This window comes from Neisseria sp. 19428wB4_WF04, assembly GCF_015235335.1.
Classification (GTDB): domain Bacteria; phylum Pseudomonadota; class Gammaproteobacteria; order Burkholderiales; family Neisseriaceae; genus Neisseria; species Neisseria musculi.
Genome location: NZ_JADGLG010000014.1, coordinates 1 through 12,286, shown reverse-complemented (window position 1 = coordinate 12,286; position 12,286 = coordinate 1). Strand labels below are relative to the sequence as shown.

Here is a 12,286-nt window from a genome sequence, read left to right as displayed (position 1 = left end):
AACCTTGCACCGAAAGCAGATGACAATCCGGCGGCTGCGGGGTAACATTCGCGCTCTTTATAATATGTTTCCGATTCCGTGTTATGAATGCTCCCAACCTTCTTGCTTCCGTGGATTTAGGATCCAACAGTTTCCGCCTGCAGATCTGCGAAATCCACAACGGCCAGTTGAAAGTCATCGATTCGTTTAAACAGATGGTGCGCTTCGCAGCAGGTTTGGACAGCCGCAAAAATCTTGACGAAGCCTCGCAGGAGCGGGCGCTGGAATGCTTGGCCAAATTCGGCGAACGCCTGCGCGGCTTCCAACCCGGGCAGGTGCGGGCGGTGGCCACCAACACCTTCCGCGTGGCGAAAAACATCGCCCAATTCATGCCCAAAGCCGAATCCGCGTTGGGCTTTTCCATCGAAATCATCGCAGGCCGCGAAGAAGCCCGCCTGATTTACACCGGCGTGGTGCACACTCTGCCGCCCAACGGCGACAGAATGCTGGTTATCGACATCGGCGGCGGCTCCACCGAATTCGTTATCGGTTCCGAGCTCAAACCCACTTCCACCGAAAGCCTGCCGCTGGGCTGCGTAACCTACAGCCTGCGTTTTTTCCAAAACAAAATTACCCAAAAAGATTTTCAGGCGGCCGTTACCGCCGCACGCAACGAAATCCAGCGCATCAGCAAACTGATGAAGCGCAGCGGCTGGGATTTCGCCGTGGGCACTTCGGGATCGGCCAAATCCATACGCGATGTGATTGCCGCCGAAAACCCGCAGGAACACGACATCACCTACGCGGGCATGAAAAAGCTGGCCGACAAAATCATTGCCGCCGGCAGCGTGAAAAAAGCGCGCCTGGAGGGCATGAAACCCGACCGCATCGAAGTGTTTGCCGGCGGGCTGGCCGTGATGACGGCCGCGTTTGAAGAGCTGGAAATCGAAAAAATGACGGTAACCGAGGCCGCCCTGCGCGATGGTGTGTTTTACGATCTGATCGGCCGCCAGCTCAACGAAGACATGCGCGACCAAACCACCGCAGAATTCCAAGAACGCTATCATGTGAGCAAAAACCAGGCCGCCCGCGTGGCCGCTGCCGCGCAAAAGTTTATGGAAAGCATCGGCCACGCCCAAAACATGCCCGTGCAGGAGCTGGCCTATTGGCAGCAATACCTCAACTGGGCGGGGCTGCTGCACGAAATCGGTGTCGATATCGCCCACACCGGCTACCACAAACACTCTGCCTATATTCTCGAAAACGCCGATATGCCCGGCTTTTCGCGCAAAGAGCAGAATATTTTGTCGCAGCTGGTGCTCGGCCACCGGGGCGATGTGCGCAAAATGATGCCTTTGGCCGGCAGCAGTGCCATATGGCCGGCCATTCTTTCGCTACGGCTGGCCGCACTGTTCTGCCGCGCCCGCCTGCCGTTGGATCTGCCGCCCTTCACCCAGCTGCGCAACAGCGATGGGGGCAAAGGCTTCGTGTTGCGCATCAACCGCAACTGGCTCGACCGGCACCCGCTGATTGCCGGCGCGCTCGAATGCGAAAGCGAACAATGGCAGCGGGCAGGCATGCCCTTTACCGTGCAGGCACAATAATGCCCGCGGCTTCGGCCGTCTGAAATCCCCCCGGCCTGTTCAGACGGCCAACCAACTTAATGCAACCCGTTTAGGAAACCGCAATGGATCTGCACCATATCCGCGAAGACTACAGCAGGCAGGAACTCTCGGAAGCCGAATGCGGCGACAACCCGATTGCCCAGTTTGACCGCTGGCTCAACGAAGCCATCCGCGCCAAAGTAAACGAACCCACCGCCATGAACGTGGCCACCGTCAATTCAGACGGCCGCCCCGAAGGCAGGCAGGTGCTGCTTAAAGAAACCAACCCGCACGGCTTTGTGTTTTTCACCAACTATAAAAGCCGCAAAGGCCGCGCGCTGGCAGCCGTGCCGTTTGCCGCACTTACCTTTTTCTGGCCCGAACTGGAGCGGCAGGTGCGCGTGGAAGGGCGGGTAGAAAAACTCGATGAGGCCGCATCAGACGAATATTTCGAAAGCCGCCCCTACACCAGCCGCATCGGCGCATGGGCCAGCGAGCAGAGCGAAGTGATTTCTGGCAAAGCGGCGTTGGTGGCGCGCGCTGCCGCCGTGGGGCTGCAACACCCGCTGCACGTGCCCCGCCCGCCGCACTGGGGCGGCTACATTGTTCTGCCCGACCGGGTAGAATTCTGGCAGGGCCGCCCCAGCCGCCTGCACGACCGCATCCAATACCGTTTGCAAAACGGCATCTGGCACAAAGAAAGACTGTCGCCCTGAAAGCGCAGGCCGTCTGAAAATATTGCAAAATATAATATTGTATCGGGCGTTGAACATTGCCCGCCGACGCTTTAGCTCCACGGCCTGCCCGCCCCGCTTTCAGACGGCCTCCAAACAGAAAAACAGCACAACGGCGCAAAACTACCGCGCCCGAAACACAGGCAACGGCGCAAATTGGTTTACAATCACCCGGCCTGCTCCGACAGGTTTACCCGAAACCACAGGAAAAAACATGTTAGACATCCAACAACTCCGCAACCACACCGCCGCCGTGGCCGAGCGTTTGGCCGCACGCGGCTACCCGCTCGACACCGCCCGCTTCGAAGCACTGGAAAACAAACGCAAGCAACTGCAGGTTCACACCGAAGAGCTGCAGGCAGCACGCAACAGCGAGTCGAAAAAAATCGGCGCCCTGAAAAGTTCGGGCAGGCACGAAGAAGCGGAGCAAACGATGGCGCAGGTGGCGCAGATTAAAGCAGATTTGGAACAGGCCGCCGCCGACTACGAAGCCGTGCAGGCCGAGTTGGATGCCTGGCTGGCCGCCATTCCCAACCTGCCGCACGAGAGCGTGCCGGTGGGCGCGGACGAAGGCGGGAATGTGGAGGTGCGCCGCTACGGCGCGCCGCGCGTGTTTGATTTCGCCGTCAAAGACCACGTTGATTTGGGCGCGCCGCTGGGTTTGGATTTTGAAACGGGTGCGCAGCTTTCCGGCGCGCGCTTTGCCGTGATGAAAGGCCGAATCGCCCGCCTGCACCGCGCGCTGGCGCAGTTTATGCTCGACACCCACACGCTGCACCACGGCTACACCGAGTATTACACGCCCTATATTGTCAGCAGCAACACCCTGTTCGGCACCGGCCAGCTGCCCAAATTCGGCGAAGACCTGTTTCACGTTACCCGCGGCGGCGATGAAACCAAGCTTGTGCAATATCTGATTCCCACCGCCGAAGTTACGCTCACCAACACCGTGGCCGAGAGCATTGTGCCGTCTGAAACACTGCCGCTGAAACTCACCGCCCATTCGCCCTGCTTCCGCTCCGAAGCGGGTGCCTACGGCAAAGACGTGCGCGGCCTGATCCGCCAGCACCAGTTCGACAAAGTGGAAATGGTGCAGATTACCCGCCCCGAGCATTCCTATGATGCGCTGGAAGAGATGGTCGGTCATGCCGAAAAAATCCTGCAACTGCTCGAGCTGCCCTACCGCGTGATTGTGCTGTGTACCGGCGATATGGGGTTCGGCGCGGCCAAAACCTATGATGTGGAAGTGTGGGTGCCGGCGCAAAACACCTACCGCGAAATTTCGAGCTGCTCCAACTGCGAAGACTTCCAAGCCCGCCGCATGAAAGCGCGCTTCAAAGACGAAAACGGCAAAAACCGCCTGCTGCACACGCTCAACGGCTCCGGCCTGGCGGTCGGCCGCACGTTGGTAGCCGTGCTGGAAAACCACCAGAATGCAGACGGCAGCATCAACATCCCCGCCGCGCTGCAACCCTATATGGGCGGCATTGCCAAGCTGCAACCCTAGCGGAGCCCGGCAGTGCGGCGGCCTTGCGGTGGGCGGCATTGCGCAACGCCCGCAGGCGCAACCCGCCCCTTTAAATTCCACTCTGCCGCGATATGCTGAAGCCCCCGGCATGATGTGTCGGGTTATGTGTGAAACCTGAGGATTGCCTGCCGCGCCACATTGGAAGCTTGGCACTCTGCCGCCTTGCTGCGAGAGCGGCGCGGGTTTTGCAGAGCCTTAGGCCGTCTGAAAGCAGGCGCAGCTTTTTTGCCGCCCTGCTCCCGTTTTATCTTAAACCCGGAAAACGTTTTATGTTTGTTTTATGTTTAAGGTTTAAACGTTTATGTTTGCAGTCAATCCGCACATTTTCAGTGCCAACCGGCAAGCCGCAAACCATTCGGGCGGCACTCAAAACGCTCTGCGCCTTAACGGAAATGCAGCGGATTCACGTTGAAAAATCTTTTCAGACGGCCTGAAGCCGTCTGAAAAGCTTAAATGCCGTTATCCCCGCTCAGGGAAATGCAAATAAAAATATTGAAGTATCGGTTAAACCCATACCGGGATGCTAAACATCTGAATGTCTGCCTGCGCGGGAATAACAGCAAATAACGCCTGTGATGTTTGTGAATCGTTCAAAGGTTACGGCCTGTATCAGCCTGCCGAAGGCCGTTTGAAACAGCGGTGATGCCATGCCCAAAGCCACTTTCTACACCCATGTCGGCGATCCTGCCGCTTTCGTTTGCCGCTTGGCGGAACGCGCCGTGAAAAGCAGCAGCCGTGTGCTGCTGTGGGCAGATTCGCCCGAAGCAGCCGAGCGGCTGGACAGGCAATTGTGGCAGTTTGATCCGGCAAGTTTTCTGCCGCACGAGTTGTGGGTTCACGGCCGGGCATTGCCGCAAAACGTGCCGCTGCTGGTGTCTTACGGGGAAGCGCTGCCTGAAACCGCACCCGGCACGATAGTGCTGAACGTCTCTGCCGATTTTTGGTGTTATGCCCCTGCCCGACCCGCACGCGTGCTGGAAATCATCGGCACCGGCCTGGAAGATCTGGCCGATGCCCGCGAGCGTTTCAAGGCCTATCGTAAACAGGGCTTTGAAATCGAACACCACAATATGCAGGGCAAAGCCTAAAGTATTTTCAACACTATAAATATAATAAACCCGAAATATAATAAACCCGCTTTACCGCCGGCAGGACGCTCTGTGCCTCAGCTCAAAGAAAGCGGTTGTGCAAGCCGTTGCAGCGGCAGCAGAATCGGCTCGGTATGGTCTGCGGCTTACTGTTTTGCGCCGGTATCCGGCCGTCTGAAACACCCTGTGGCAACCAACCTTTCCATGCCGGCTGCCCAATTCAACCAACTCCCTGTTTCTGATTTATATCAAGAAGTTTCAAACTATTATTTATAGATTAACAGACTGAATTGAGTATTTTGCTGAAAAGTATTAGCATGATATTGCAATCAAATAAGAACCAATACTAGTTTATTTGCTGTTTATCCGTCTTGCCGCTTTCCGATTGTTACCGTCAAACAAGAAAGTAAGTTTCTTATGGCCGTGGTTCCGCTCTCTTCTCTCAGCAAAGGCACATATGCCCATATTGATTCTATCCGGCCGCAAGCCATTTTCGGCGGGTTAGATGATTTGGTCGGCCGCCGTTTGGCCGATTTGGGTTTTTCCAACGGTATGCCGCTGATGGTGGTTGCCGTGGGCGCATTCGGCAAGGGGCCGTTTGCCGTGCGTTTGGGCAATCAGTCGCAATTTGCCCTGCGTGCGCCCGAGGCAGCCAAAATCATGTGCCGCGTGGTAACCGAACATTTCTAAACTGCTTTCAGACGGCCTTTGTTCCGCTCAATCTGTGTGGCCGTCTGAAAAATTAAAAAATCATTCCCATCATCTGCAAGGATACGATATGCAGGCCGATGCCGTTTCTTTAAGCTATTTTGCGCTGCTTGGCGCGCCCAATTGCGGCAAAACCGTTTTGTTCAACGGGTTAACCGGCTCCAACGCCAAAGTGGCCAATTATCCGGGGGTAACGGTCGATAAACGCGAGGGGGTATTTATCGATGATGCCTCCATCCACATCATCGACCTTCCCGGCACCTACAGCCTGCGCACCACCAGCCCCGATGAGGCGGTGGCGCGCGATATGGTGCTGGGCAAACTCGGCCGGCAGCCCGATGCAATCATTGCCGTAGCCGATGCCACCAATCTGCGCATGACCCTGCGCATGATGCTGGAGCTGAAAATACTGGGGCTGCCGATGGCGGTGTCGCTTAATTTAAGCGATGTCGCCCGCTCGAGAGGCCTGCAAATCGATGCGGTCAAACTCAGCAAACTGCTGGGGGTGCCGGTGTTGGAAACAGTGGCGGTGAGCAAAGACGGCATCAGCGGCGTGCGCGAGGCGGTTGCAAAACTGCCGCGCCGCGCGGGCAAGCCCGTGGATATGGAGGCGGTCGAACACCTGCTCAACAATCTCGACAGTAACGCGCTGTATGAGCAGGTGGAAGACATTCTGCGCCAAGTAGTGCGCACCGAAATGAAGCTGCCCGAATGGCACCGCCGCTTAGATGCACTGGTGCTGCACCCGGTTTGGGGCTTCGTTATCTTGACGGCGGTTTTGTTATTGGTGTTCCAAGCCGTTTATTCGTGGTCGGAACCATTAATGGAGGCCATCGAAGGCGGCTTCGGCGCATTGGGCGAATGGGTGGCCGCCGTGATGCCCGCCGGCATATTGCAGGATTTGATGGTGAACGGCGTGATTGCCGGCATGGGCAGCGTGCTGGTGTTTCTGCCGCAGATTACCATTCTGTTTGCATTTATCCTTCTGCTCGAAGATTCAGGCTATCTGCCGCGCGCCGCTTTTCTGCTCGACAACCTGCTCTCGAAAAGCGGGCTTTCCGGCCGCTCGTTTATTCCGCTGCTCTCCAGCTTTGCCTGCGCCGTGCCCGCCGTGATGTCGGCGCGCACCATTCAAGACCCGCGCGAACGCCTGGCAACGATTATGATTGCCCCCATGCTCACCTGCTCGGCGCGGCTGCCCGTTTACGCGCTGATTATCGCTGCAGTGATTCCGCAGCAAACCGTATGGGGCGTGTTTAATCTGCAAGGCCTGACCCTGTTTGCCCTGTATGTGGCGGGCATCGCTTCGGCGGCATTAACAGCTTTCGTGCTGAAACGTTTTGCCCGCAGGCAAAACGGCATCCGCCAGTTTCCGCTGCTGATGGAGCTGCCCACATTCCGCATGCCCAATTTCAAACACATCGCCACCAGCCTGTGGGATCGCGTGAAAGCATTTTTAAAACGCGCCGGCACCGTGATTTTCGCCTTAAGCGTGGTGTTGTGGGCTTTGGTGAGCTTTCCTGCGCCGTCTGAAGGAGCAACCGGCGCGGCCATCGATTACAGCTTCGCCGGCACCATCGGCCACTTTATCGAGCCGCTGTTTGCGCCGCTGGGCTTCACCTGGCAGATGTGCATTGCCATGATTCCCGGCATCGCCGCCCGCGAAGTGGTGGTGGCCGCGCTGGGCACAGTATATGCCGTGGGCGCAGGCTCGGAAGACGCGGTGCAAAACGCGCTGGTTCCGATTGTGGGCAGCAACTGGGGGCTGCCGACTGCGTTTGCTTTCTTGGCCTGGTATATCTACGCCCCGATGTGCATGGCCACGTTGGCGGTGATTAAGCGCGAAACCAAATCCGCCCGCAAAACCCTGATGATTACCGGCTATCTCTTTGCACTGGCCTATTTGTTTGCCTTTATCGTTTATCAGCTAAGCTCGAGGATTCTCTGATGGAACAATATATTATCGTTGGCATTATCGTAGCGGCGTGCGTGCTGTATATACTGCGCAAATTTGTGTTCAAGCCCAAAAACAGCAATTCTGCCTGCGGCGGCTGCGACCGCTGCGGCGGCGGTAAAGGCTGCGGCTAGCCTTGCTGCAAACCGGAACCTTTAAAAACCGACACAGGCCGTCTGAAAAGTTTCAGACGGCCTGTCCGCACAAAAACAGCGGCAAAGCCGGTACAGACGCGGCTACTTTCAAAATATCTGTTCCCGCTGCAGCCGCTTAACCGGAAAACCATGCAGATATTCAATACTCTGCTGTGCAAAAAACTTGAGGCCGTCTGAAAAGTTTCAGACGGCCTGTCAAAGCAAATTGAGTGCCAAACCCGCTCTCCCGGCAAACCGGACACTAAGGCACGGCTTTCGCCCCGTATTCACACAAATCGTTGATAATGCAGCGCGCGCACAATGGCTTTTGCGCCTTGCAGGTGTAACGGCCGTGCAGAATCAGCCAATGGTGGGCATCGAGCAGAAATTCTTTCGGCACACACTTCATCAGTTTGTCTTCCACTTCGCGCACGTTTTTGCCGGGCGCAATTTTGGTGCGGTTGGACACTCGGAAAATATGCGTGTCCACCGCCATCGCCATTTGGCCGAAAGCCGTATTCAGCACCACATTGGCAGTTTTTCGCCCCACGCCTGGCAGGGCTTCCAGCGCTTCGCGGGTTTGCGGCACTTCGCCGTTGTGTTTGTCCAACAGGATACGGCAGGTTTCGATAATGTGTTTCGATTTGGTTTTATAAAGGCCGATGGTTTTGGTGTATTCCATCACGCCTTCCAAGCCCAGATCCAGCATGGCTTGAGGAGTGGCGGCAACGGGAAACAGTTTCGCCGTGGCCTTGTTCACACCCACATCGGTAGCCTGCGCCGAAAGCAGCACGGCAATCAGCAGCTCAAACGGGCTGTTGAAGTTTAATTCGGTGGTCGGATGCGGATTGGCGGCGCGGAAACGCTCGAAAATTTCTTGGCGGATCAGTTTGTTCATTTTGGGGTTGGGTTGCAGTTTGTGCGGTTGGGGCAGGCATTATATAACACCGCGCCGTGCGTGGATTCAGAAGAGGAACATTCTTTGCCCACTCGAAAAATGATGGCGGCACCGGCCTGCCCCGCCATACTGCCGGCACTCTTGCGAGCCGCCGCCCTGCCTTAACGGCGCGGGTTGCTGCAAAAGTTCAGGCCGTCTGAAAGCATCTGCCTGCCGTTCCGCCTGTAAGCGGGCTTGCGCGGCATACAACGGCAGCTTTTTTCAGACGGCCTCTATAATAAATCGCCAATGCAGGCGGAAAGCGGCGCGGGTTGCCGCTGCGGCTTGCAAAACCGATGTGTTCGGGCGAAAGCGCGGCAACCGGGTCATTGGCTTCGCTCTATCGGCTTAACGCAAACCTTGCGGCACTTCGGGTGCAACCAAACGTTTCAGCCCGGTGCCGCCCAAATCTATTTCTGTGCCGAAACGGCTGCTGCCGCTGTTCCAGTCGGCCACGGCCTGTTGCAGGGCTTCGCGGCTGTCGGCAACGAAATTCCACCACACCACGGTGGGATGCGGCAGCGGTTCGCCGCCGAGCAGCATGATGTGGCTGCCGGCTTCTCCTTCGAGTTCAAACGATCGGGCATCGGCGGTTTCGATAAAGGCCAGCTCATCGGCAGTGAAAGTCTGCCCGCCCGCCTTGATGCTGCCCGCTATCACCAATACGCCGTATTCCCAGCCCGCTTGTGCGGGAATGCTGATGCGCGCGGCCCGGTCAAACTGTATATCCAAACCGATCAGCGGGCTGTGTTGCGCAGTGGGGGCAGTATGGCTGCCGAAGCGGCCGGTGGTCAAGATATAACGCACGCCGTTTTCCTGCCATTCGGGCAGCTCGGGATAGTGTTGGAAATCGGGATCGATTTCCTTGTGCATCGGCAAGGCTATCCACAATTGCACGGCGTGAAGCTGTTTGATGCCCTCGGGCGTTTGCTCGGTGTGTGCGATACCGCGCGCGCCGCCTGTGCCGGCCGTCATCAGATTGACCTGTTTGGGGCGGATAAGCTGGCGGAAGCCTAAACTGTCTTGGTGCCACACCTCGCCCGAGAGCATCCAGGTAAAGGTTTGCAGATTGGTGTGCGGGTGTGAGCCGACTTGCAGGCCGTCTGAATTTTCTGCAAATTCGGCGGGGCCGACGTGATCGAGAAAGCACCATGCGCCGATGGTGCGGCGGCTGCCCTGCGGCAGCAGGCGGGCAACGGGAATGCCGCCGACGTCTTTGGTTTTGGCGGTGAGTTTTTCGGTGTTCATCAATATGCCTTTAATTGGGTTGGCTGTCGGACAGCCGGTTAAAACAAACCGGGGTTTCTTGGTGCGGCTCACTTGGGCCGTCTGAAATATCGGGCTTCCGTTTCTTTCTGTGCAAGCTGAAACCTGATTCGTTTTTTAACGCTAGAAATAAAACTTGTGGTTTTGAGCCGGATTCCCGCCGTTGCGCAAACAACGGGAAACGGATATTTCATACGGCCTCAGTAGGTTTTGCAAAGGCATCAAACCGCTGTTATTTCAATAAAGCGGCTTTTTCGCCTTCTGTGTTTTCAGACGGCCAAGCCGTCTCGTCTGCATCGGGCCACTCCACCGCTTCGCCGCGCATCAGCGCCTGTATCATGGCTGCGGTTTCGGTGTCTTCCTGCTTGGCCGCGTTGAGCATTTCCTCGTTTTGGAAGATTGCGTCTTCGGGGTTGTAGAGCGGCACCATTCTGGCTACGCGGGCACGGTCGCGGTGGAAATAGAAGCGGCTGATTTCATCGGCCCTGCCTTTTTCCATGCCCAATACTTCCAGCGCGGTGCGGCCGGTGCGCACGGCAGAATCAAAGGTTTCGCGTATGGCAAACTCCACACCGGCACGGTGGAGCTTGAAGGTTTGGATGCGGTCGTAGGCACGGGCGATGATTTTAATGCCCGGGTTGGTTTTGCGGGCAAATTCGATGATGTGCAGCGCCTGTTCTTTATCGTCTATCGCCACCACCAGCAGTTGCGCTTTTTCGATGCCGGCGGTAAGCAGCAGTTCGGGGCGGGAGGCATCGCCGAAATAGGTTTTAATGCCGTATTTGTTCATGCCGTCCACCATCACCGGGTCTTTGTCGATAATGGTCAGCGGGTAGCCGCACATGCGCAGAATATCGGTGGTAATCTGCCCGAAACGCCCCATACCGACCACAATCACCGCTTTTTGTTCGTGAATTTCATCGTCTGCCCGCCCGGCGCCGCCCTGTTTCAGGCGCGGGGCGAGATATTTGCCGTGCAGAATCAGAAACAGCGGCGTCAGCGCCATCGAGAGCACCACAACCGCCGTCATATTGGCATTAACGGTAGCATCAATCACTTTTTGTGAAAACGCAGTGGTAAACAACACAAAGGCAAATTCGCCGCCCTGAGCCATCATCACCGCACGCTCTGCCGCTTCGGCACGGCTGCTTTTTGCCGCCCGCGCCACCAGATAAATCACTGCTGCTTTGGCCGCCATCAGCGCCACCACGCCCGACACGATAATCTGCCAGTTTTCCGCCACCACGGTCAGATCCAATGCCATACCCACCCCGAGGAAAAACAGGCCGAGCAGCAGGCCGCGGAAGGGTTCGATATCGGCCTCAAGCTGGTGGCGGAAACTGGATTCCGACAGCAATACGCCGGCCACAAACGCCCCCATCGCCATAGACAGCCCGCCTTCTTCCATCAGCAAAGCCGCGCCCAACACCACCAACAGCGCCGCCGTCATCACTTCGCGCGCTTTCGATTTGGCCAGCACGCGGAACAACGGGTTCAGCAGCCACAAACCCGCCGCCACCAGCACCGCCACCGACAATGCCGCCGCCCCCAGTTTCATCCACACGGAACCCGCTTCGGCGGCATTTACCGGATCATGCGGAGCAAGAAACGACACAACAGCCAGCAGCGGTACAATCAGCAAATCTTCAAACAGCAAAATCGACACCATGCGTTGCCCGCTGCGGCCGGCAAGCTCGTTGCGCTCGCCCAATACCTGCATCACAATCGCCGTGGAGGTCAGCACAAACCCCGAAGCGCACACAAACGCCACCTGCCAGGACGCATCGAAACCGAAAATGCCCACCAGCGTGAGTATAAAGGCCGCCAGCACCACTTGCAGGCTGCCCAGGCCGAAAATCTGCCGGCGCAGTGCCCACAAATGCGAGGGTTTCATTTCCAGGCCGATGATAAACAAAAACATCACCACGCCCAATTCTGCAATATGGATCACTGCCTGCGGGTCGTCAAACAGTTTCAAACCAAACGGCCCGATTACCAAGCCTGCCGCCAGATAACCGAGCACCGAGCCCAGCCCCAACCGTTTGAACAAAGGCACGGCAACCACTGCCGAGCCGAGCAGGGAAACCACTTTAATCAGTTCGCCCGCGCCTTCTGCTGCCATAAATCTCCGGAAAATAAAATAAGGGGCTGAAGTAGATTAGCCCTAAACACCACACCAAAGCCGCAAAGTTTTTAACTGCTGCTTTGGTGTCCCGAAGTTAAAACGAAACTCACATTCTTTCAAGAACAGAGGAAAAGATTTTCGGTCGATTCCGTTGTATTTGCGCAAGACACGTTTCGCCTGATTCCAAAAATTCTCAATGCCGTTGATATGGTTGTGTCGGTCGGCAAAC

The 12,286-nt window shown here is 56.8% G+C and carries 10 protein-coding genes and 1 pseudogene; 7 read left to right on the top strand and 4 right to left on the bottom strand.

The genetic code is table 11. The annotated features are described in order from the left end of the window. The first annotated feature begins 83 nt into the window (after positions 1-83). From ppx to IR141_RS04855, 7 genes are all read left to right on the top strand, one after another. Positions 84-1,583: an exopolyphosphatase gene (gene ppx, locus IR141_RS04885; protein WP_135034541.1), complete on the top strand. Its 1,500-nt coding sequence runs from the start codon at positions 84-86 to the stop codon at positions 1,581-1,583. 83 nt (positions 1,584-1,666) lie between these two features. Then, the gene (gene pdxH, locus IR141_RS04880) at positions 1,667-2,299 is read left to right on the top strand and encodes a pyridoxamine 5'-phosphate oxidase (RefSeq protein ID WP_135034540.1); all 633 of its coding nucleotides are present in this window, start codon (positions 1,667-1,669) and stop codon (positions 2,297-2,299) included. A 232-nt stretch (positions 2,300-2,531) separates the two neighbouring features. Next, a complete protein-coding gene (serS, locus tag IR141_RS04875; RefSeq protein WP_135034539.1) occupies positions 2,532-3,824 on the top strand; it encodes a serine--tRNA ligase in 1,293 nt (430 codons plus the stop codon). A gap of 668 nt (positions 3,825-4,492) precedes the next feature. Then, on the top strand, positions 4,493-4,933 hold the full coding sequence (locus IR141_RS04870; protein ID WP_135034538.1) for a DNA polymerase III subunit chi: 441 nt from the start codon (positions 4,493-4,495) through the stop codon (positions 4,931-4,933). A 417-nt stretch (positions 4,934-5,350) separates the two neighbouring features. Then, entirely contained in the window at positions 5,351-5,623 is a 273-nt protein-coding gene (locus IR141_RS04865; protein WP_135034537.1) for a FeoA family protein, read from the top strand. A gap of 88 nt (positions 5,624-5,711) precedes the next feature. Further along, complete coding sequence (locus tag IR141_RS04860; RefSeq protein WP_135034536.1) at positions 5,712-7,589, top strand: ferrous iron transporter B; 1,878 nt, start codon at positions 5,712-5,714, stop codon at positions 7,587-7,589. After that, positions 7,589-7,729 carry a FeoB-associated Cys-rich membrane protein gene (locus IR141_RS04855; RefSeq protein ID WP_135034535.1) on the top strand — a complete coding sequence of 47 codons (141 nt, stop codon included), beginning with the start codon at positions 7,589-7,591 and terminating at the stop codon, positions 7,727-7,729. Before IR141_RS04860 ends, IR141_RS04855 begins: the two co-directional genes overlap by 1 nt. 262 nt (positions 7,730-7,991) lie before the next feature. On the opposite strand, the gene nth is transcribed toward IR141_RS04855, so the two are convergent. The 4 genes and pseudogenes from nth to IR141_RS04835 all read right to left on the bottom strand — a co-directional run. Further along, positions 7,992-8,627: an endonuclease III gene (gene nth / locus IR141_RS04850; RefSeq protein WP_135034534.1), complete on the bottom strand. Its 636-nt coding sequence runs from the start codon at positions 8,625-8,627 to the stop codon at positions 7,992-7,994. Between the two features lie 387 nt (positions 8,628-9,014). Next, positions 9,015-9,914 (bottom strand): pirin family protein, encoded by a 900-nt coding sequence (locus tag IR141_RS04845; protein WP_135034533.1) that lies wholly within the window; start codon positions 9,912-9,914, stop codon positions 9,015-9,017. 250 nt (positions 9,915-10,164) lie between these two features. Next, positions 10,165-12,054, bottom strand: coding sequence for a monovalent cation:proton antiporter-2 (CPA2) family protein (locus IR141_RS04840; RefSeq protein ID WP_135034532.1), 1,890 nt, complete (start codon positions 12,052-12,054; stop codon positions 10,165-10,167). Between the two features lie 42 nt (positions 12,055-12,096). Continuing rightward, positions 12,097-12,286 (bottom strand): annotated as a pseudogene (locus IR141_RS04835) (IS1595 family transposase); the annotation flags it as partial.